Source organism: Marvinbryantia sp., from assembly GCF_047017445.1.
Lineage (GTDB): Bacteria > Bacillota > Clostridia > Lachnospirales > Lachnospiraceae > Marvinbryantia.
The window spans coordinates 347,009-369,389 of record NZ_JBKXTT010000003.1 but is presented as its reverse complement, the minus strand read 5'-3'; the positions used below and the strand labels follow the sequence as shown (position 1 = coordinate 369,389).

The window sequence follows — 22,381 nt, the reverse complement described above, 5'->3', positions numbered from 1 at the left end:
CACAGTCTGCACAGATTGTTGCATGGGTTCCGTCTCCATTGTTTCTGTACTCCCAGTTGTTACCCATATGGCTGCAGCTCTCTTCTACTGCTCCACAGATGCATTTACCATCTGTGTATAAACACCCTGTTGCTTCCGTCACCACGGTGTCACAGTCTGCACAGATTGTTGCATGGGTTCCGTCTCCATTGTTTCTGTACTCCCAATTGTTGCCCATGTGATTGCATTCTGTGTGGCATGAAGGGCAAACCCTATTCACGTACACACATTTTGTGGTATCAACCACATGACCCTCCGGACAAATTACATTATGGGTCGCATTCCCATTTGATTCATATGTGAAACTATGCTGATAGTCCCAACAAGCCTCCCCTGCCTCATGCTCTGTTCCAGTTGCCCACACACCTGCGGTCATCTGGCTTGCGAGCATTGCTATCGTCATGATCGATACCAATACCCTTTTCCACTTTTGTTTCATTTTCATGCGCATAATTTTTTCTTACCTCTCTTACCTTTCTTACCTTTCTTTCTAAAAAAAATATGTACCAATGCTTGTGCTTTGTTCTTCCCTCCCCTTCCCTTAAAATTATTTCATCTCTGCAAAATTCCCCATGAACTCATTAAGCATTGATGATTTCTATTTTATATCTTATTTTTTAAGACGTCAATACATTTATTCCATGTTTTTAAGACTTTCTTATTATTTTCCATTTTTAGGACATCCTATAATCAGTCTTAAATATTAAGATACCCTTTCTTTTGTCAATAATTTATAGATTTTTCCGGTATAGAGTGCACAAATGTTTTAATATATGCCAAAAAAGAAAGGATTTTATATATGACTGATATCGGATTTGTATTGAAAAATGCCCGTGAAAATAAAAATTTGACTCAGCAGAAAGTGATGGAGCTTACCGGCATTAACCGTAAGTCACTTTCCGGATATGAAAATAATGTTGCAGAACCAGACCTCTCCACATTTGCGTCGCTTATATCCCTCTATGGTCTTTCTGCAGACGCTGTTCTGAACATCAATCCTGTACAACCTATGCCAACGCTTACGCGATATGACAAACAGCTCCTTTCTTTGTTCAAATCACTGGACAGCCAACACCAAAAGGAGTTGCTGGTACAGGTAAATTCTCTTGTAAAGTATCTTCAAAAAAGCGAAACAAAATAAGAAGGAGCATCAAAACTTCCGATGCTCCTTCTTATTTTTTAGAAACTGCATAAGATTTTATAAATTCCGAATAATTTTTTCCACCCACACGCACAGCTTCGCGCTGCTCTCGTTCGCGATGCGCACGACCTCCTCATGACTGTGCTTTTCTTTGGCGATGCCCGTCGCCATGTTGGTAATGCAGGCGATGCCGAGCACCCTGATGCCAAGATAGTTTGCCGCGATGGTCTCCGGCACGGTCGACATGCCGATTGCGTCTGCGCCCAGGCGCTCAAACGCACGGATCTCCGCCGCCGTCTCATAGCAGGGACCGGAAAACAGCGCATACACACCCTCTTTATAGGAAATGTTAAGCTCTTCCGCAAGCTGTTCGGCCTTTTCGATCAATTCATGTGAATATGCCTCCGACATATCCGGAAAACGCACGCCGAAACGCTCGTCGTTATCGCCGATTAACGAATTCTGCCCAAGCATATTGATAAAGTCCGTCAGCACCATCAGATCACCCGGCACGAAGCTGCGATTGATTCCGCCGCAGGCGTTCGTGACGATCAGCGTCTCCACGCCGATCATTTTCATCACGTAAATGGGATACGTCACCTCTTTCATGGTGAAGCCCTCGTAATAGTGGAATCTGCCCTGCATGGCGGCAACAACGCGCTGACCGATCCTGCCGATCACCAGATTTCCGGCATGCCCGGCTACGTGGGACTGCGGAAAATGCGGAATCTCCCGGTAGGGGATCACCACCTTATCCTCCATCATATCTGTCAGACTGCCCAGACCGCTTCCATGCACCACGCCGACGGTCGGCGTCTCCCTGATTCTTTCTTTAATATACGCCGCTGATTCTGTTACTTTTTCGTAAAACATGTTTCCTCCCTGAATATAAAGCATACGGCCCCTGGTGCAGTGTTTTTTCAGGCAATATTCTCGCACCTCACTGCTATAATACCTCCGCTCTGCAATGTATGAACGTTCTTCAATTCGCCGTATAAAAGATATTTAACGTATTTTCTTCTGCCGTGACAGATGGATACGAATATTCCCCGGATGCCGCTGTCCATTCTGACTGCATCAATCCCGCTGCAGTTATTCGGCAGCTGCGTCGGATATTCCTCACACCATGTTTATCCAAAATCTTTCGAATCGCTTCGATAAATTCTTCCTCTGGTGCTGCGTATTCGCATGACAGTCCCCAAACCAGGTCTGTGTATCCGGAAAAATTGGTTCCTGTTTCAATATTTTAATGTTTTCCATAAATATTCATCCTTTCAAGCTAAATATATATGGATAACTACTGACAATTATTTTTCCCCTGAATAATAATTTTCTACCGATTCGGTCAAATGCTCGCGCATAACCCGTTCCGCCTCTTTTCCGTTGCCGGAGCGCAGCGTTTCGATAATCTGTCTGTGAAATTCAATACCGTGCATATTTCCTTTTTCCGGGATCAGCGCCGTCCGCAAAATCGGGGACAGGAGATTTGTCATGGATTGTACAAATAATTCCAGTAACGGATTCTGCGATAATTTTGCTATCATAATATGAAACTGTAAATCCAGGCTGATTCGCTTTTCCACATCATCTTTATATTTCAGCATACTGTCGTTGATTTCCGTCAGCACGTCAAAGGCCTCCGGTTCATTACATTCTGCAGCCATCCTGCAGGCTTCCGTTTCCAGGATCATTCGCATTTCAAATACCTTGCTGTTCTCAATATTGTCCATCAAAATGATTCTGTTCAATATTTCCGTAATACTTCTGTTATCCGGTTTTTCTATGTAAGCGCCCTCGCCGGTTCGGAGACTCACCAGATGACGTTCCTTCAAAATTTTCAGTGATTCGCGAACCACATTTCGGCTGACACCGAAGTTTTCCGCAAGAGCCTGCTCAGAGGGAAGCTTCTGTCCGATCTGTGAAGAATCATTCAAAATCATTTCTTCAAGATTATCCGCAATGCTCTCATATAAATTTACACGTTGAATACTATAGTTAATCTTCTGCAAAATATCACCCGTTCTTAGTTTATTTTTCGTTCAGGGCTCCGTCTCCAATGTTCCGCCCAACACCAGCCCGTTGTCCATAGTTACCCAATTCATTTTTGTTTGTTTTTCATCCCGCATTGGATAATCGCTGCGGTCGTGGCAGCCTCTTGACTCTTTTCTCTGTCTCATGCTGGTAAGAATCAGCCGGGCTGCATCGATTGCATTATATGCGTCAAAATACATAGTCGTCCTGCCGTTACAAAGGTGGGAAAGCGGATAGATCTTCAGCTTTTCTATCTCTTCCAGCGCCCTTGCCAGGCCCTCTTCATTACGGTGCAGACATGCGTACTGCTGCATCGTGCTCCGGATACAGCGCATCACATTCTCCGGCGCAGTTTCCGTTTCCGCGGCACCATCCGCAAATTCCATTCGTAAGCGCTCTTCAACTGCAGCATCAGAAAGCTGTTCATCCGGTCTTTTTTCTGCATAAGATACCGCAGCTTTTCCCGCTGCTTCGCCAAATACCTGAGTCGCCAGCACACACAGCCCGCCCATCCGATTTGGTCCATGACAGCCTCCGGCACTTTCTCCGCAGGCAAAAAGTCCTTCCATATCCGTATGGATATCTTCATGAAGCAATATTCCGCCATTGAATCCCTGCGCAAAAGGATACAGTGTCATGGGAGTTGCTGCATTCATCCCAAAACGGTTCAAAAATCTCTCCCATAGCCGGTAACGATTCCCTTTTACCCGGTCGGCATCCGGTACCACGGTAAGTCCAAGGCCGTTTCCCTTCCTGTACTCTCCTACCATCGCATATTCCAGATATTTGCCTTTGCTGTCCGTACTAAACGGTCCATGCGCGGCATGCGCCAGAATGCATTCCTCTTCGCTCATTCCTGCCGGCAAATACTGCTTCAGGCATGTTTCCCCTTTGCCATTATAGAAAGCCGGAATTTCCCTGTAAGAAAACGGATAATAGTTAATGCCCTTTTTGGGAGATACACTTCCGTGAACAAACTGAATAAACTCCAGATTTACCAGACGTACCCCATATCTGGCAGCCATCGCATATGCGCTTCCATAAAGCTTTCCATAGGCGGCTCCATATTCATACAGACCTTCTCCTCCACCGCAGGCAAGCACGACCGCCGCAGCTCTGATACTGGTGAGATTTCCATCGCGGTCAACAGCAACGGCTCCGTAACATCTCATTCTGTCAGACACCAGAGAAACTATCGTTTGACCAGTCTCAATCCGGATATTTTTCCTCTTCCCCAGTTCTCTCTCCCAGGCCTGCGTTAATTCCCGCATATCATCTAAAAAAGCGCCTCTTGGCTGACGTCCGAAGCAGCCTGTAATTCCCACATCTCTCATGGGAACAAAAGGAACGCCTTCTCTCACCAGTTGTTCGTAAGCACGTGTGGAATCGCGCGCAAGCTTATCCGCCAGCGCTTTGTTTAAACACTCGCCCGAAGCCGTCAGTATTTCATTTTGAAACTGCTGTGCATCCTGCTGATCAGTAGCATACAACATCCCCCATTCATGACTGAACGGGTAAAAAGTAGAGCCGGAGCCGGAAATTTTCGTTTCACTGGCTAAAATCACATTCATTCCGGCATCCGCCGCCACAAGCGCAGCACGGATTCCTCCGCCCCCGCCTCCGACAACAAGAACATCACATTTCATATGCTTTATAGAAAATTTTTCCATTTTTCTTTCCTTATAGTATGACATTTTACTCTTTTAAAGTCAAGTACAACGTTCCAACATTCCCTGTTTTCATGCTGTGAAAAGGTATCTGACAAACAGGCAGCCTGTCTGGCCAGGCCGCCCATTTTCACTGATGATACCTTTCCCTGTTCTCTTACTCGGCTTCCGGATTTGCTTCATTATACAGTTCAATCGTATCATTAATGTCTGCAATAATCTTTTCTACCGCATCCTCCGGGCCAAAGTCCGCATCGCCGAACATTCTTCCAAAGCAGTCCATAACAATGTTTCTAAAATCATAATAGCTCCCAAATACAGCTCCCACATATTCCGGTTTGCATTCCTGCAGTTCCTCCCAGATTGCCTCTACAAACGGATTATCCTTTCTGAATTCCGTATACACCTCGCTCTCGTAAGCTCCGGTGCTTACCGGCGTGTAGCCTGTATATGCCGCATAATATCCCATTACTTCATCCTGCCACAGATACTTGATAAACTCCCATGCACCTTTCTGCTTTTCCTCATCCTTCTTGTCAACCATCCACAGGGAATTTCCTCCCGGTGAGAAACTGCCCGTTACTTCTTCATTTGTGATCGGCGCCGCCACCTGTCCCAATGTAAAGCTTTCAATTGTAGATTTCTGCTTCAGGATCCACTGTGAGCTTCCTACAAGCATTGCAAGGTCGCCTGTAAGGAAAGCAGTTGTAATATCAGAGCTCGCAATCGTAGTCGTCGGCGGATAATTATAGTCCTGGCTTAAGTAATCATAAAACGTTTTAAAAATCGTATCCGCCGCCCCGTTGTCGTTCATAACACAGGAAGTTACCCTGCCGGAACGTCCGTTATTGTTGTCAAAGGTAGGATCTCCGGACAGACACATATATTCTTCAATCTGCCAGCCGTCACTTAAAATGGACCAGCCATATTTCGCTTCTCCTGCATCCACTACCTGTTTCGCCGCCGCATCCAGGTCAGCGATTGTTTTTATTGAAGCAACATCTACTCCCGCATTGCTCAGCGCTTCCTGATTATAACTTACAGCCAGCATTGTTACACTCAGCGGCATGCAGTACAGCGTATCATCGATCGTATAGAGTGCTCTGATATTCTCCTGCATATCAGACACATCAAATCCCTCTTCATCAATATATTTCTGAACCGGAATGATATAATCGCTGTCTTTCAGATAACCCATACACTCTACCACGATCTGGTAAATATCCGGCAATGCATCCTGCGGCGTTGCCTTAAACTTTGCAAAGCTGTCATACCAGCTTCCCTGATACTCAGAAACAACATAATACTGATCCTGTGATGCGTTAAAATCATTTACAATTTTTGTAAATGCTTCTTCTCCGACGCCGCTTAGCATATGCCATACCGTGATTTCCGTGCGTCCCTCCTTCGACACGCTCTCAGCGTTCACCCCCATCGGAGTCAGACCGGTCAGCATTATTGCCGCGCTCATTACCACTGCCATCCTCTTTAACCAGGTCCTTCTTTTCTTCATACTTCCATCTCCTTATAAAATTTTATTTAGGTTATTAAAAAGGGAAACCTATAAACCTGTTTTGCGTTATGCATCTTCTTACCCTTTTACAGCGCCTGCTACCATACCCTTTACCAGTGACTTCTGTCCAATAATAAAAACGATCACTGCCGGTACGATCGCCGTCATTGCCGCGGCAAGCACAAGACCATAGTCAGCACCTTCTGAATCCTTGAGAATACCTGTTCCCACCTGAATCGTCCTCATAGCATCCGTATTCGTAACGAGCAGCGGCCAGAAATACTGATTGTATGCATTGACAAATGCATACAGACCCAGCGATGCTGTTGCTGATTTTGAAATTGGAAATGCAATCCGAAACAAAAAATTCATATGCCCGCATCCGTCAATCGTGGCTGCCTCTTTTAATTCTTTTGGAATAGTCATATAAAACTGACGGAGTATAAAAATACTCATGCCGTTTGCCAGAAATGGAAATGTCAGCCCCAGGTAGGTATCCGTCAGTTTCAAACTGCATATTGTAAGATAGTTTGAAATCAAATTTGATTCGTATGGAATCATCATAGTGGCAAGAACCAGTGTAAACAGCAGTTTCTTTCCACGGAATTCAAAAAATGTAAATGCGTAAGCCGCAAAGCTGGATGTGATAATCTGAGCAATTACCTGTATCATGCTCACTAAAAGAGTATTTTTAAAATACGTAAAAATCGGTACCCGTGAAAAAACCGCTCTGTAATTATTCCAGGACATGTTTTTACTGAACAGAACGGGCGGCATCTTAAAAATATCTGCCATTCCCATAAAGCTTAAGCAAACACCATAAATCAGCGGAAAAATTACCAGTATCCCCAGCAGCAGCTTAATCAGAAAAAAAACATACTCTCTCCGCTTTTTCATCAGTAATTCACACCCTTCTTTTCAAATAAAAACTGTATCCTTGTCAATATAAAAACGATCAGAAACAAAACCACAGACTGCACACAGGCATAATCAAATCTTGTATTGCGAAATGCCTCCTCATATATGGACCAGATTAACGTTCTTGTACTTTGGTATGGTCCTCCGTTCGTCAAAAGCCGTATCTGCGCAAATGTCTGAAAAGAAAGAATCAGATTATAAAAAATTACAAAAAAAATCTGCGGCGAAGCAATCGGTATCACAATATGATATAATCTTGAAAAATAACCTGCCCCATCAATCTGCGCGCTTTCTGTCAGCTCTGCCGGTACGTTTCGAAATCCTGTCAGCAGAAAAATCACATTCATTCCCAGTCCCGTCCAGATTGTCACAATCGCTACGCACTGCATTGCCTTATCCGGTTCTGCAAGCCACGCATAATCTGTTCCCAGTAAATAATTCAAAATCCCCGCATGCGGAGCGAAAATCAGATACCAGATAACAGATGCCGGAGCGGCTGCGATAACCAGGGGTATCGTATACATCGTCTCATAAATGCGGCTTCCCCTTCGATGCTCAGTGGCCGCCAATGCTAAAACCATTCCAATCAGAAAAGATGGAATCCCGACCATCAACGCAAAGCGAAAAGTCCGCAAAATTGTACTCCGAAACTCTTCCGAGGTCAGAATACGTATATAGTTTCGAAATCCTACAAACTTAATTGGATTTCCGACTGCATCCGTTAATGTCAGTGAGGTATAAATATTTTTAAAAAACGGGAGAAAAACAAATCCTCCGAAAATGACTGCACTGGGAAGTAATAGTAAATAAGGTGTCCATTCCCACTTCTTTTTTCTGCTCATTTTCCGCCTTCTCCTTTCCCAAAAATGCTTTACCTGCCGCTCTGCTGGACATGATGGATATTATTTAGCGTCTTTACTGCCATCTCTGACAGAAACAGATGGTCCGTCCCCGCAGAGATTATATTGATTCCCCTGTCGTGCCAATACTGTATCGTTGCAATGTCACAGGCTCCTGTCGATACTCCGATACTCTTTCCATTCTCCTTCAGGATATGGATCGCTTCATCAATCAGCGCTGTTGTTCGTTTTCCAAAAACATTGTTTATTTCCCCAATCGAACCCGAAAGGTCACACGGACCGAATATATACGCATCAATATATGGATTTTTTACAATCTCCGAAAGGTTCTTCACAGCAGTTGCCGTCTCAATCTGGATGCACCGGCAAATTTCCCAGCTTTTTTTCTGTATGTACTCATCATTATTTTCCTGCCCATAATAAACTGCGCGAATCGGTCCGAAACCTCTGATCCCATAGGGCGGATAAAGGCAGCTTTTCATAGCAAACTCTGCTTCTTCTGCTGTATTGATCATCGGGAATATAATGCCAGTTGGACCCATTTCCAGTACACGCTTTGCCATAATGCGGTCATTCCACGGAATACGTACCAATGTGCTCGTACCACCTGCCCGCGCTGCTATCAGATGATTCTGCAATATTTGATAGTCGATCGCAGTATGCTCTGTATCTATCCATAAAAAATCAAAGCCCACATTCGATAAAAGTTCACTGATACAGGCATCGCCCAGACTGACATGGACTCCTGCGATCGGCTCACATTTTTGCATCTTCTCTTTCAAAATTCCCATACCCCTCTTCCTCCCTCTCTTTATCTTGTTCACTCGCACTGCTGTCGTGCTGTACTACAACTATACAACCTTACCATTCAAATGTCAATACAAATTATCTGTCACAGGTATTTTTGCCTTTTTCAACAGTTTTATCTTCATTTATTTGTCTGTTATGCACAAAAAAAAGAGCCGCCGAAGCGACTCTTCTATTAAACCCCCGCTATGTAATTACCAGTATCTTCTCGCACAGTACGGCGTGTTGTAGTCGTAGCTGGAAATAATGATACCTGTTTCCTCCGTGCTGGCATGGACGACCTGACCGCCGCCGATATAAAGGGCAACGTGTCCGACATATCCGCCGCTCGCATAGAAGATCAGATCTCCCGGCTGGAGGTTGCTCATGTCAACCGCCGTACCGCCGTAGGACTGGTCTGCAGCAGTTCTGGAAATATAGATTCCAAAGTTTGCCATGACAGACTGCGTAAATCCGGAGCAATCTGCGCCGTTCGTCAGGCTGGTACCGCCGTAAACATACGGATTGCCAACAAACTGTACGGCATAATTTGCAATCTGCTGACCCAGATCTGAATAACCCGGATCTACATATTCAGCCTCCGTCTCCTCATACTCTGTCTCGTAATATTCCGGTTCCGTTTCCACATACTCCGGTTCTGTCTCCACGTACTCCGGTTCCGTGTACGGCGCTTCGGTCTCCACGTACTCCGGCTCTGTATACGGTGTCTCCGTCTCCACGTATTCCGGTTCGGTTTCTACGTATTCCGGCTCTGTGTACGGCGTTTCCGTCTCAACATACTCCGGTTCCGTATACGGCGCTTCTGTCTCAACATATTCCGGCTCCTGGTACTGCGCCTCTGTCTCAACATACTCCGGCTCTGTATACGGCGCTTCTGTCTCAACATACTCCGGCTCCTGATACTGCGCCTCTGTCTCAACATACTCCGGATTGCCCGCTGGCGCCTCTGTCTGAGGCTCTGTATATACCGGCTCCGTCTGAGGCGTCGTATCTGTTGTACCAGCTGCTCCGGTCGTGTCCGATGCACCTGCTGTATTCGTGTCCTGGATGCTTGCCAGTCTGTCCTGCTCCTCCTCCAGCGTCACTGCAACCGGATAATACGTCTTATAATCTACATAATATGCATTGACGTATCCATAGGTATCGCTGTTTATTGCAACCGTCATCCAGTCGCCGTTCCAGTCAACCACCTCAAGCTCTTCCGACTGCTCCGCCACATCAAGAATCTCCGAATCCTCGCTCGGGGAAGTCCGCACATTCAGCACCTCCGGGTGCACCTTTGCAACATTATATGCCACCTTTTCCGCGATCGCATCCGCCTCCGCTCCGGTAGCAAAATACTCCGCACTCACATAGCCCGACGCATTGCCGGACGTGATCTGATACCAGTCACCCTCTTTGCCGACGATCGTCGCTGCGCAGTTGTTGTAAATCTTTCCGGTGACCTCACTGTCCGCATCCGCGCTGCTGCGGATGTTCACATAGCTGTCACACTGAGCAAATGCGATCGTTCCGATCTCCCCCGCACTTGCTTCGCCCTCTTCCGCGAAGACAGGAGTGCCCGCCCATGAAAAAGCCATATTCGCAGACATGACAAAGGCTGTGATCCTTACCAGTTTGTTTTTCATTGCTCACGCAACCTCCTTATCCTTGTTTGTAAATCATTTTTTCAAATCTGTTACATAATTGTTACAAATTCGTTGTTTGGATTATAAGACAATCAGATCGCGCAGTCAATGTCATTTGGAAAAGCTTAATGAATCTTAAGATATGCTTAAATTTTTGGACACAATCTCTTCACCGGAAAAACACACTTTTTCCAAAAGCATCCATTTTTCGCAAAAAAGGCGGCAAAACTGCCGCCCCTCTCTGTGTTCGTTTTAGTATTCTCCCGCCTGCTGCTTCTTGATCAGGCTGATCGCGGAGCTGGTGCCGATACGCGCGCAGCCTTCATTAATAAAGGCTTCCAGATCCGCCACGCTCTTTACGCCGCCCGCTGCCTTCATGCGCACCTTCGGACCGATGTTTGCCTTGAAAAGCTTAATATCCTCCAGCGTTGCGCCGCCGGTGCCGAAGCCGGTAGAGGTCTTGATGAAGTCCGCCCCGGCGTTTGTCACCGCCTTACAGAGCGCGATTTTTTCCTCCTCCGTCAGATAGCAGGTCTCGATGATAACCTTCAGGATCTTATCGCCGGTCTCCTTTTTCAGCGTGGCAATTTCCTGCTCCACCTTGTCGATATCGCCGTTTTTCACATCAGAGATATTGATGACCATATCAATCTCGTTTGCGCCGTCTGCAAGCGCCTGGCGCACCTCCGCCACCTTGGCAGCCGTCACGCTGTAGCCGAGCGGAAAGCCGACCACCGTGCAGATATTGATCTTATCGCCGTAGGCGTCATGTACGCGTTTAATATAACAGGGCGGGATGCAGACCGACGCCGTGTGAAATTCTATGGATTCCTCGCACAGCTTTTTGATATCCTCCCAGGTGGCAAACGCCTTAAGCTGCGTGTGATCCACATAGGTCAACATTTCTTTTGCTTCCATGATTTTTCTCTCCTTCTTATTATATTTAAATTTGTAACTCCTCTGTTACTAATAATTCTCCACATTTCCTTTTTCTACTCTTGCCAGTACCAGCGGTCCCTCCTTCGGGCAGGTATCCGCGATCGTGACTGCCTCCTGGTAACGCTTTTTTGCTGCCGCAAACAGCTCCTCCTTCGACGCATAGAGCTTTGCGATCACCTCGCCCTTCTTTACGGCGTCTCCGGTCTTTTTCACCAGGAGAATGCCGGCCGCCGGATCGATCACGCTGTCCACCGTCTCGCGTCCCGCGCCGAGCATGGACGATGCAATGCCAATACTCTCCGCATTCATGTGGGCAATATAGCCGTCCGCCTGCGCGACAACCTCGCAGCAGTACGGTGCCTGTGCAAAGAGACTGGTGTCGTATACGTACCGCGGATCGCCGCCCTGCGCCTCCACCATCGCCGCCAGACGCTCAAGCGCTCTTCCGCTGTCGATCGCCTCCTGCGCCTTTACGCGGCATTCCGAAAGCGTTCCCTGCTGTGCAAGGTACAGCATATTGGAGGCAAGCGCCAGGCAAACCTCTTTCAGGTCCGCGGGACCGCCTCCCTTCAACACTTCGACCGATTCAGCAACCTCCATCGCATTTCCAATTGCAAAACCGAGCGGAGTATCCATATCGGTGATCAGCGCAGCCGTTTTCTTTCCTGCCGCCTCGCCAATTGCCGTCATTTTCAGCGCCAGCTCGATCGCGTCCTCTTTCTTTTTCATAAACGCGCCGCTTCCGGTCGTCACATCCAGCAGGATCGCATCGTTGCCCGCCGCCAGCTTTTTGCCCATAATAGACACTGCGATCAGCGGAATGCTGTCCACCGTCGCCGTCACGTCACGCAGCGCGTAAAGCTTTTTGTCCGCCGGCGTCAGGTTGCCCGACTGTCCGATCACCGCGATGCCCGTTTTATTTACCACTGCAAAAAATTCCTCACGGTCGAGGTCGGTGCGCAGCCCCGGAATACTTTCCATCTTATCGACGGTTCCGCCAGTGTGACCAAGCCCTCTGCCGGACATCTTCGCCACCTTCACGCCGCACGCCGCCACGATTGGAGCGATAACGAGCGTCGTCTTGTCACCGACACCGCCGGTTGAATGTTTATCCACCTTTACGCCCTCGATCGGCGACAGATCGACCATATCTCCGGAATGCGCCACCGCGTCCGTCATGATCCAGGTCTCCTGGTCGCTCATTCCGCGGAAATAAATCGCCATCAGCATCGCCGACATCTGATAATCCGGGATATCCCCGGAAACATAACCGGAAATAAGCCAGCGGATCTCCGCCTCGGACAGCTCGCCGCCGTTACGCTTCTTTTCGATTAAATCGTACATTCTCATACGCTTATCTCCTTCCGCTTATCCGTCATAATCAGAGCTTCGCAATACGGTCATAAAAGCTCTCGCCCTTAATATTTCCCTTCAGTCCAAGCATATCCAGCACGGTCGCGCCGATATTCGCGTAGGTATTGCCGGTGCCCAGGTTGACGCCCGCCTTCACCGCCGCGCCGCACACCATCACCGGGATCTGCTCTCTGGTGTGGTCAGTTCCCGGATAGCCCGGATCACAGCCATGATCCGCCGTGATAAACAGCACATCGTCCTCGCGCATCCGCTCCAGGAATGTGCCGAGCTGTTCGTCAAATACGGTCGCCGCCTTCGCGTAGCCTTCGATATCGTTGCGGTGTCCGTAAAGCATATCAAAGTCCACCAGATTTACAAAGCAAAGTCCGTGGAAGTCTTCCTTCTGGAATTCCAGCGTTTTTTCCATGCCGTCCACGTTGTTGGTGATAGATACGGTGCGCTGGATATTCTTTCCTGCGAAAATATCGAAAATTTTTCCAACGCCAAGGGTATCCATACCGTTCTCCACGATCACATCCATCATCGTCTGTGCCGGCGGCTCCAGCGAATAATCGTGACGGTGCGGCGTTCTCGTAAAATTACCCGGCGTCCCGACAAACGGCCGCGCGATCACACGTCCCACGCTGTGCTCGCCCAGCATGATCTCGCGCGCCTTGTGACAGTAATCATATAGTGTCTCCAACGGAACCACGTCCTCATGCGCCGCGATCTGCAGCACGCTGTCCGCCGAGGTATAGACGATCAGCTTGCCGGTCTTCATATGTTCTTCCCCGTAATCGGCGATCACCTGCGTGCCGGAATAGGGCTTGTTGCACAAAATCCCGCGTCCGGTCGCCTTCTCCAGCTCATCAAGCACCTCCTGCGGAAAGCCGTCCGGGTAGGTCGGAAGAGGTTTTTCGGAAATGATTCCGGCAATCTCCCAATGCCCGATAGTGGTATCCTTGCCGCGCGAAGCCTCTGTCAGCCTGCCGAACGCGCCCGTAAGCGGCGGCTGATTTTCAATTGGTTCCACGCCGTCGATGCAGAAAAGGCCAAGCTTTTCCATGTTCGGCGTATGGTATTCTTTTGATCTGCGGATCGTTCCGAGCGTGTTTGCGCCCTCATCCCCAAAATCCGCCGCATCCGGCGCGTGCCCGATACCGTAGCTGTCAAGCACGATCACAAATACTCTGTTTATATTCATATCATCCCAGCTCCTTAAATCTCACATTAATATATGCCTCAATTGCCTCCACGCACTTGTCAAAGCCCAGCTTGCTGCTGTCCAGACAAAGATCGTAGTTTCTGGCATCGTTCCACTCGCGTCCGGTATAATAGCGGTAAAAATCGCCGCGGAATTTATCCGTCTTTGCGATGAATTTTTCCAGCTCCGCCGTGGACATGGAATTGCGCAGCCTTGCCTGCTCCAGGCAGTAGTCCTTCGGCGCATGGACAAACACGCTCACCACATTTGTCCGGTCCGTCAGCACAAAATCCGCGCAGCGTCCCACGAACGCGCACGGTCCCTTATCCGCAAGGTCGCGGATGACCTTCGCCTGGTAATTAAACAGATTCTGCGGAGAGGTAAACTCGTCGCTGGACGGCGGCAGAAGCTCCCCGCGGTAAATTTTTTTCGAAATCCCAAACAGGGAACCGTTTTTCAGCTTTTCATCCACCTGCGCAAACAAGGCCTCGTTAATTCCGCTCTCGTCGGACGCTTTTCTTAAAATATCTCTTCCATAGCAGGGAATGCCGTTCTTCCTCGCGTACATCTCCGCGACCGTTTTTCCTCCGCTGCCGTACTGCCTGGCAACTGTTACAATAATATTGCGCATAATATCCCTCCTTTAGTCACTTTTTTCTATGTACAGTATAACCTATGTTTGCCGACTTCGCAACAAATAAAAACGACAGATCTGCAAAGCCCTGGACCGATGGAGAAAGTATCCTGCATATTGGATCGTACGCTTTTCTGCCGGATCAGAATTCTCTCAATACATAAGCAGGCGTAAAAAACGACCGGCGGCAGGAACATTTTCCCGCCGCCGGTCCGACAGCTCCGTCGGAGAAACAAAGGTAAAATCCGCCGGAAGTTTTTTCATGATATGTATATTTGCGAGCCGATTACTGTTCTCTCGATGCTGACTGTTACACACTGGATACGACATGAAGCCCGTCTTTTTCTTTTACCACCTCGAAGACGAGCGGATTCTGCTCTGCCCACGCGGCGTCCGCCTGCGCTTTTTCATTCCACTGGCGGTAGCTTTTCACAAAGCCGCCGTGAATCAGCTCCTCCGCCTCCAGACGCGCCTGCACCGCCTCGTCGAAAGTCTTATATCTTCCCAGATAGAAGCGGCGCCCCTTGAAGCCGATATTTACCCGGTAGCCGCCACGCGCGGTCCTGTTCACGCCGCGGAAGCCGCTGGTATTGTCGCTGCGGTATTTCCGCTTTTCCAGCCATTCGATGCAGGTGCCGTCCACCCGCGTCAGACGATCCCGGATGCCGTCCTGCACCTCCCGGCGCAGACAGCCGCAGCTTTTCTGCGTGCCGCTGAGGAGGGCATCCCGCGTAACTTCCACTTCTCTTCCGCAGTCACAGCGGCAGTGCCAGTACACCGACGACTTTTTGCTTTTTTCCTTCGTGGGCGCCAGCGCCACCAGCCGTCCGAACCGCTGGCCGGCAAGATCGTCCTTCATATGGTGCATCCAGAGATTTTCGCAGCCGCAGCTCGTTGCCTTTCCAGATTTTAAGCTGTGCGACGATACGATTTTCGTATTGCCGCAGTCGCACCGGCAGTTCCAGTACATATGCCCGCGGCGGCTCTCCGCGCGCGACTGTACCGTCAGATGTCCGAACTGCTGGCCGGTAAGGTCGGCGGCAGTGTTCCTGCCCCGTGAAGAATTTTTCGAGATACAGCCGCAGTCCGTTGTCGTCCCCCGCTGCAGGTACTTTGTGTTCGCCAGCGTCTCCTGCCCGCAGTCGCAGCGGCAGCGCCAGACCACGTAGCCGCAGAATCTCTCCGGCGTCTTTTCCAACACGGTCAGATGACCGAACCGCTGTCCAACCAGATTTTTACTCTTCCCCGCCATAATTCTTACCGCCATTTCCTGCCGTCAGCTTCTTTTTCGCCAGGATTGCGGCAGCGACGATAACCACCGCAGCTCCCATCAGCACAGTCCAGAGTATCAGATTTGTGGAATCGCCGGTCTTTGGCGCATCACTCTTCTTCGCTTCCGTCTGTTTTTCTGTCTGCTTTTCGGTTTCCGTTTCTGATTCCGTTTCCGTCTTTGATTCTGTCTCAGTTTCCGTCTCTGTCACATAAACATTTACAAAGGAAGCGCAGTCCAGCTTCTCGCTCTCCTCATTGCGGTACAGCACGGATACCGCGCCGAGACCGCCCGCCTCATCATTTGTCACGGTGACAATCAGATGATATACGGAATTATCATATGTGCAGTCCACATTGGAACCGCCCTGCTGGCTGATCGTGTAACGGTAAATGCCCACCCTCGGAAAACGGATTACCGGAAAGCTCTGCGTCCCTTCCCCGGAGATTACCAGGGTGCAGACCGCGCCGTCGCTGCCCTCCGGCATCGGTGCGGATGCATCGTCCGCCTCCAGAACAACAGAAAAATCCTCCGCCTCCTCCGGAAGCGTCCCGGTCAGGGAAATCTGCACCGGAACCTCTGTAACCAGCCCTTCTGCCGCCATTGCCTCTGACGGTGCATATCCAAACGCCCCAAATACAGTAAGCACCAGCGCCATCAGAATTCCTCGTTTCCATGTTTTCATTTTTCATATCCTCCTGTTCGCTGACATGTGGCTCCGCAGCAGTTCCGCTAAGCTGCGCTGTTACGTGGCTTCATCACTGTCAGAATAATGGTTCTTGCATCTGTGAATTCTGAAGAGCAGGTGGAAAGCGCCAGAATCTGGCTGCTTCCGTCCGTCTGCCGCAGTTCTGCAACCGTATCCGCATCGTAGTACAGTGCATTCTGTTCCACAAAATCCAGCAGGGAATTTATATCATCCTGATACTGCTGCGGGTCGAAGATTGCATCCTCGGACGCCGTCACCAGCATGCAGGCATAGATTTCCAGGTCATAGGTTCTGTCCGGCAAAATCAGAGTTCCTGTCTTATTTTTCCGGAAAAAGGTCTCCTCCTCAAATTTATCGAGGTCTCCAAACATATTTCCGTTCGCCATGTGATGTCCGTAGAGAAGCGAATACGTGTCGCCAAATCCGCGGTCGCTGCGGGAATCCAGAAAAATGCTGCCTGCCATCGCAAAGTTCCCGTATACATCGGTATTAATATAAGTAAGGTTTGTTGCCCCCTGCAAAACGGGGTAATCAATATTGGTGTTGTCTATAGTAACCCACGCACAGACATCGGGATTGACTGCCAGAAGCTCTTCAAAGGAAGCGCCGCCCACTTCAATCACCGTCGGCTTCAGCTTCATCATATCCGCACGCACATCCTCCGCCGTCGAATATACTCTGTTGTTGTCCCACAGCGCATATACGGAGTACAGCCCTGCCGTGCAGAGACACAGGGCTACCACAAAGGAGACAAGGGCATTTGCCGCCCTCAAAAATGCTCCCGCCAAACGCATACAGTTCCACTCCCTGTATCATGCGGCTTCCCGCCCTCCCCGGAGCAGCTCCGGGGAGAGGTTCCGCCTCTTATTCTGTCATCTTGTTTTTCTTGTCGTCTGTTATTGCGTTATTTGCTTACAGCGTTGTTTTGTTATCGCATTGTTTTGTCGCCGCGTCAGTTTTTTACCGCGTAATTTTATTACCGCGCCGTTCTGTCATCCCGGCACTTTACTGCCCTGCCTTTCTGACAGACATTTTGCCGGATCCTGTCCCGCATCCGCAGTGACTTAAGATGGATTTAGCGGTTTGCAGAGAAACGCTTTCTTGCGAACATAACTACTGCGCATACTGCAACCAGAGCAAGAATCATGATGTACGGCATGCTGTCAAGGTTGATGCCGGTGTCAACTTCACCGCCTTTGTTGTTGGTAATTTCTACTGTATCTGCTGCGGAATCAATCATTCCACTTCCATCACTCGCATCGATGCCATTCATCTTATAGCTTGCTACGTCATAACCATCTGCCGTGTAATCATTCTCAACTACTGTATAGGTAACGTCATAAGGAATGTTCTCAAATGTCACAGTCTCACCATGTTTCAGAGTAATATCTGCACTTGCAGTGCCGTCACCCCAGTTTGCAGGAATAGTTTTTTCCTCAGTACCATCGGTGTATGTGATAGCTTCTCTAATAGACTTTCCATTCGGAGCATTAAACGTAACCTTTACTGTAAATTCTTTGTCTTTGTCACCCATGTTACCGGTAACATTCTTAGTTACGGCAAGAGAACCTGCAGAATAAGTATTATCAAAAGTATCTTTCTTCTGTCCACTTTCCTCCGTATGCACCGCTGCTACACGGACTTTTCCGTCATCGCCCTGCATAACAGTTACAACCAGCTTAATCGTCTCAGGACGATAAGTTACGCCAGCAGTATTATTATTAGTCTCCTGCAGCGTATACTCGTAAACGCCAACTGTTGTATACGTTGGCAGCTCTACTGTGATTGTTCCACTAGTTCCATTCGCAGAAGCCGCACCACTTGCATATGTTGCTCCAGTAATAGTTTCTAAAGCCGGTGCCGATGGAGCATCGCCATCTACTACTACACCCTCACCAATCTGTGTCAGTGTAAAGGTTTCTGCCGGAGATGTTCCTTCACCTACCAGCTTATATACCTTGTCAATCGTCACAGTCGTGCTGTCGGAATAAGTCTTGTCTCCAACAGTAATGCTTCCCTCTGCCATCGCCGCGGCTCCCATGTTCAGCACCATAGCTGCTGAAAAAATAATTGCTGCAATTTTTTTCATTTTCATGAATTTTTCCTCCCTGGAATTTTATAAATTTATTTTTATGAACAGCCTTCCGGCTTATCATACTGTGTGACCTGCGCCCTGCGGCGCTTTGCCCTGCGCTGTCTGCTCTTTGCTTTGCGCTTTGCCCGCTATTCTATAATCCCCTCCGGCGGAGAATGGTGATTACTTTCCCTTTCACGTCCCCCATTGGAATCGCCCCAAGTGTCCGGCTGTCTGTTGTCTGTGTCCGGTAATCACCGAGCACAAAGACATATCCTTCCGGTACCACGTAAGGATACTCAAGTTCTCCTTCCGCATAGGTCGGATAGAGAATCTCCCCGCTCTGTACCGTACCGTTTACAAGAAGCGTTCCGCTGTCATCCAGCGTCACCACATCCGTCCCGCGGGCGGCGATTCGTCCGATGTACTCCTGCCCGTCCACCTCGTAAACCACGACATCTTTTTTTGCGTATTCCTGCTGCAGCCGGAACGCAAATACCAGATCGCCGTCTTTCAATGCCGGGAACATGCCGTTCCCGGAAACCTGTGTAATCAGAAAAACCTGTGTGAGAAGAAGCCAGCCTGCTGCCGCAAGCAGCACGATCCGGATGAGCAAGCTTACATAACCTTTCCGGATTTCTTCCTGCCGCCTCTGCTTTTCTTCGCGCGCAGCCCGCGCACCGCTTCGGCGTCCCCGGCGCTCCTGTGCGGGGCGTTCCCCATATTCATCGCGCTCCCGCACAGGGCGTTCTCTGTATGGTTCCCGTCCCGGCGCCGGTGGATTTCTGTAATCAGCCTGTTTTTGCACCGGCTGTTCCCTGTATGTATTCTGTTCCTGCGTCTCTCTGGCTCTCTCCCGTCTTTCAGTCGTCATTACTTTCTCCGCTGACCGGCGCGATATTTCTTACGTCTGCCTATAACGAACAGAACCGCTCCCACAATTACAACTGCCAGAATAACGATGTACGGAAGTGAATCCAGCGTAATGCCGGTATCCGGAGAACCTTCCTTGTTATTGGTAACGACAACTGTTCCGTTAGCAGTAACCTTGACCTTAAACGTTGCAGAACCATTCTCACCTTGCGATGCTGTCAGATCTTTTCCTCCATATGTTGCACTAACGTTATAACCATTGGCATTCGTTTCAGTCAGCGTTAATTCTGTTCCGACCGGAATGTTATCAATCGTTTTTGTTCCTCCATGCGTCAAAGTGAAGGTGTTATTCGTATCCTTCTCCATGCCATCATAACTATAAGTAAAGTGGAATTCTTTCGTGCGGTCTCCCAGACCACCGGTTACCTGCTTTTCAATGGTAATGCTGGTATTCGCTGGTTTATACTTTGCAGTAAAATACACTGTACCATCTTCCAATTCAACATCACTGGGGACATAGCCAGCTGTCCACCTTTCCTCTCTGACCTTCTCATTTGCCTCATTGTACCAGCCATCAAACACATAAGTGATGCCGTCATCACCCACTATTTCTGCAGGAACCTTTTCAGCATCCACATATTTCTGAATTGCTTCCGGAGCATTATTAATAATTGCTTTATTCTCGGCGTGTACATTTGTATATCCTGCTTCGCCTGGCTTCTGGACATCGAATCTTACTGCGTAAGCTTTTTTACACTTTACGCTGATTGTACAGTCAATGTGTTTATCTGGATTCGTACTATTATTCTTTGAAATCTTATATGGAATCAGAGTAATTTCCTCAATATCTTCCATCGTCAAACCTGTAATCCCATTATTTTTTTCCAGTTCAGTCTTGTAGTTTCGAAAAACTTCATCAAATAATGTCGCATATGTGGTTGTGTTGCTCACAGTCCAGGTTGGACCCGTAGAACCATCTGGCCATGATACAATATATTGTGAAAGCTCTGATGTCTGCTTGAAAATATTTTTGTTAGCAGTCCATGCCCCACTTGCTGTACCCGGTATCTTTACCGTTGCATTATCTCCACCGGATGTAACAACACTGCCCCACTGACCTGTGTCGTTACTGTTCGGGTCACTGGTAGGTGTCAGCAGGCAGTAGACCTGGGCTCCCTCATTCGCGCCTTCTGCTGTTGGGACAACCTTAACCTCGTAATATTCATACACCCAATCATATATCCCATAATCAAACCTAACAGCATGACTAATTGTTACCTCGCCCTGCACAACACCTGTTACATTTCCATTATTATCTACTGTAGCAACATATGAGTTGCTAGAAGACCAGTAGTCATAATTACCAGTCCCATTTAAACTAATTGTTTCTCCAACAGTAACCGTATTTGGTCCTGTTATTGCCGCAGCAGAAATCCCATCATCCTCCGCATATACTGCGTACAGCACTGGGGAGAATTTATCGGATGTAAACCCCACCGTACCAGACGGGGCTGCTGCTTCCGTCAGTGTGTCGGTGATGTTTCCGTTTTCATCTGCGTGATAGACACGCGCTTCTTCGGCCTCATCCACGATGTCCATGCCGGAGTATTCGATGCGGACCGAACCGTCCAGATCATGCATTTCATTGCCGTCGGCATCGTAGAAGGTGATGTCGAAACCGATGAGCTGGACAACTTCTTTTTCTCCCAGCGTGTCGTTGATTGTCTGCTCGGCAGTATCAAGCACGTCCGCTGCAAGCGGCTCCACCGTCACAGTTGTCCCTGCCGGAAGGATACCCTCCGGAGCATGGATGCTTACGGTAATTCCGTTCACGGTTGTACGGTATGTAAATTCCGGTTTTTCCTTTTCGGTCGCCTCTGCCGTTTCGCTTTCACTCTCAGAAGTTGCTTTCTCTGTAAGGTTTTCGCTTCCGCTTTCACTGACCGCTTCGCTTGTGGTTTCGCCGGTTATTTCGGTGACCGCTTCACCGGCTGTCTCGCTGGTTATTTCACTGCTGGGTTCACCAGCATTCTCTGTCACATTTTCCGAGAATTCCGTCCCGCCCTCACTGATATTTTCCGTCCATGTCTCGTTAGGAACAGTTTCCCCAGTCGTTTCGGTTTCCACCGGTACCGTTTCCGCCTCCGTCAGCCCGGTTGTTTCCTCCTGGATGGCTGCCGGCGGCTCTGTCTCCGGAACGGCAGCTGGTGTTTCCGCTTCCGTGCCGCTGTCCGTGGCAAGTTCTGTCAGCCCGGTTTCCTCTGCTATTACGGAAAAGCCGCTTCCGCAGACCAGGGACATTACCATGACCAGCGCCATCAGGAATGTCAATGATTTTTTCACTTTCCTCTGCATTCCACATTCTCCATTCTTCTTTTTTTCAGATGCACTGCCAACCAACAGCCTGTTTACTGCATAATGTCTGTTATGGGGTATTTTCTGCGGTAACGGATACCGGTAACCGATAATCCGCCGCATGAGAATTGAATAAGATGCCATTTAAAGGCAGACTGGAACAAGGCCGAAGAAAATTTTTCCCTGTCGGTCCGTTTTTTGTGGAAATTTAGTATTGAATTTTCACTACTATGATGCTAGAATAGTAACTGTTAACAGATAGATACATATGTAATGACTGCTCTTTTACCGCATAACAGACATTATGCGGTTTTTTTGTGTTCTCCGGCACTGACGCGGATGCGGCTGAAGCTGTGCGCCTCCCCG

At 48.6% G+C, this 22,381-nt stretch carries 20 protein-coding genes; 1 reads left to right on the top strand and 19 read right to left on the bottom strand.

What is annotated here, in order from left to right:
• Positions 1 to 490, bottom strand: a 490-nt coding sequence (locus ACLU9Q_RS05365) for a hypothetical protein (RefSeq protein ID WP_412624711.1), incomplete at its 3' end; no start/stop codon positions are given.
• A gap of 348 nt (positions 491 to 838) precedes the next feature.
• On the opposite strand from ACLU9Q_RS05365, the gene ACLU9Q_RS05360 reads away from it, so the two are divergent.
• Entirely contained in the window at positions 839 to 1,180 is a 342-nt protein-coding gene (locus ACLU9Q_RS05360) for a helix-turn-helix domain-containing protein (protein WP_412624710.1), read from the top strand.
• Between the two features lie 57 nt (positions 1,181 to 1,237).
• Here the strand turns inward: ACLU9Q_RS05360 and ACLU9Q_RS05355 are convergent, their stop codons facing one another.
• The 18 genes from ACLU9Q_RS05355 to ACLU9Q_RS05270 form a co-directional block, all read right to left on the bottom strand.
• A complete protein-coding gene (locus tag ACLU9Q_RS05355) occupies positions 1,238 to 2,053 on the bottom strand; it encodes a purine-nucleoside phosphorylase (protein ID WP_412624709.1) in 816 nt (271 codons plus the stop codon).
• Positions 2,054 to 2,487: 434 nt separating this feature from the next.
• The gene (locus tag ACLU9Q_RS05350; protein WP_296839173.1) at positions 2,488 to 3,189 is read right to left on the bottom strand and encodes a FadR/GntR family transcriptional regulator; all 702 of its coding nucleotides are present in this window, start codon (positions 3,187 to 3,189) and stop codon (positions 2,488 to 2,490) included.
• A 30-nt stretch (positions 3,190 to 3,219) separates the two neighbouring features.
• Complete coding sequence (locus ACLU9Q_RS05345; protein ID WP_412624708.1) at positions 3,220 to 4,881, bottom strand: FAD-binding protein; 1,662 nt, start codon at positions 4,879 to 4,881, stop codon at positions 3,220 to 3,222.
• A gap of 154 nt (positions 4,882 to 5,035) precedes the next feature.
• Positions 5,036 to 6,391: an extracellular solute-binding protein gene (locus ACLU9Q_RS05340; protein WP_412624707.1), complete on the bottom strand. Its 1,356-nt coding sequence runs from the start codon at positions 6,389 to 6,391 to the stop codon at positions 5,036 to 5,038.
• Between the two features lie 78 nt (positions 6,392 to 6,469).
• Positions 6,470 to 7,288, bottom strand: coding sequence for a carbohydrate ABC transporter permease (locus tag ACLU9Q_RS05335; RefSeq protein WP_296839155.1), 819 nt, complete (start codon positions 7,286 to 7,288; stop codon positions 6,470 to 6,472).
• Positions 7,288 to 8,151 (bottom strand): carbohydrate ABC transporter permease, encoded by an 864-nt coding sequence (locus tag ACLU9Q_RS05330; protein WP_412624706.1) that lies wholly within the window; start codon positions 8,149 to 8,151, stop codon positions 7,288 to 7,290. Before ACLU9Q_RS05330 ends, ACLU9Q_RS05335 begins: the two co-directional genes overlap by 1 nt.
• Before the next feature lie 29 nt (positions 8,152 to 8,180).
• On the bottom strand, positions 8,181 to 8,960 hold the full coding sequence (locus ACLU9Q_RS05325) for an HpcH/HpaI aldolase family protein (protein ID WP_412624705.1): 780 nt from the start codon (positions 8,958 to 8,960) through the stop codon (positions 8,181 to 8,183).
• Positions 8,961 to 9,170: 210 nt separating this feature from the next.
• Positions 9,171 to 10,604 (bottom strand): NlpC/P60 family protein, encoded by a 1,434-nt coding sequence (locus tag ACLU9Q_RS05320; RefSeq protein ID WP_412624703.1) that lies wholly within the window; start codon positions 10,602 to 10,604, stop codon positions 9,171 to 9,173.
• Between the two features lie 252 nt (positions 10,605 to 10,856).
• On the bottom strand, positions 10,857 to 11,522 hold the full coding sequence (gene deoC, locus ACLU9Q_RS05315; protein ID WP_296839141.1) for a deoxyribose-phosphate aldolase: 666 nt from the start codon (positions 11,520 to 11,522) through the stop codon (positions 10,857 to 10,859).
• Between the two features lie 48 nt (positions 11,523 to 11,570).
• On the bottom strand, positions 11,571 to 12,893 hold the full coding sequence (locus ACLU9Q_RS05310) for a pyrimidine-nucleoside phosphorylase (protein WP_412624701.1): 1,323 nt from the start codon (positions 12,891 to 12,893) through the stop codon (positions 11,571 to 11,573).
• A 31-nt stretch (positions 12,894 to 12,924) separates the two neighbouring features.
• Entirely contained in the window at positions 12,925 to 14,100 is a 1,176-nt protein-coding gene (locus tag ACLU9Q_RS05305) for a phosphopentomutase (RefSeq protein WP_412624700.1), read from the bottom strand.
• 1 nt (position 14,101) lies between these two features.
• Positions 14,102 to 14,731, bottom strand: a complete 630-nt coding sequence (locus ACLU9Q_RS05300; RefSeq protein ID WP_296835487.1) for an AAA family ATPase — start codon at positions 14,729 to 14,731, stop codon at positions 14,102 to 14,104.
• Between the two features lie 313 nt (positions 14,732 to 15,044).
• Positions 15,045 to 15,986: a transcriptional regulator gene (locus tag ACLU9Q_RS05295; protein ID WP_412624699.1), complete on the bottom strand. Its 942-nt coding sequence runs from the start codon at positions 15,984 to 15,986 to the stop codon at positions 15,045 to 15,047.
• Positions 15,970 to 16,689, bottom strand: coding sequence for a Spy0128 family protein (locus ACLU9Q_RS05290; RefSeq protein WP_412624698.1), 720 nt, complete (start codon positions 16,687 to 16,689; stop codon positions 15,970 to 15,972). Before ACLU9Q_RS05290 ends, ACLU9Q_RS05295 begins: the two co-directional genes overlap by 17 nt.
• 47 nt (positions 16,690 to 16,736) lie before the next feature.
• Complete coding sequence (gene srtB / locus ACLU9Q_RS05285) at positions 16,737 to 17,507, bottom strand: class B sortase (protein ID WP_412624697.1); 771 nt, start codon at positions 17,505 to 17,507, stop codon at positions 16,737 to 16,739.
• A gap of 281 nt (positions 17,508 to 17,788) precedes the next feature.
• A complete protein-coding gene (locus ACLU9Q_RS05280; RefSeq protein WP_412624695.1) occupies positions 17,789 to 18,808 on the bottom strand; it encodes a Spy0128 family protein in 1,020 nt (339 codons plus the stop codon).
• A 133-nt stretch (positions 18,809 to 18,941) separates the two neighbouring features.
• Positions 18,942 to 19,661, bottom strand: a complete 720-nt coding sequence (gene lepB / locus ACLU9Q_RS05275; RefSeq protein WP_412624694.1) for a signal peptidase I — start codon at positions 19,659 to 19,661, stop codon at positions 18,942 to 18,944.
• Positions 19,661 to 22,015 carry a DUF5979 domain-containing protein gene (locus ACLU9Q_RS05270; RefSeq protein ID WP_412624693.1) on the bottom strand — a complete coding sequence of 785 codons (2,355 nt, stop codon included), beginning with the start codon at positions 22,013 to 22,015 and terminating at the stop codon, positions 19,661 to 19,663. Before ACLU9Q_RS05270 ends, lepB begins: the two co-directional genes overlap by 1 nt.
• Positions 22,016 to 22,381: the final 366 nt, after the last annotated feature.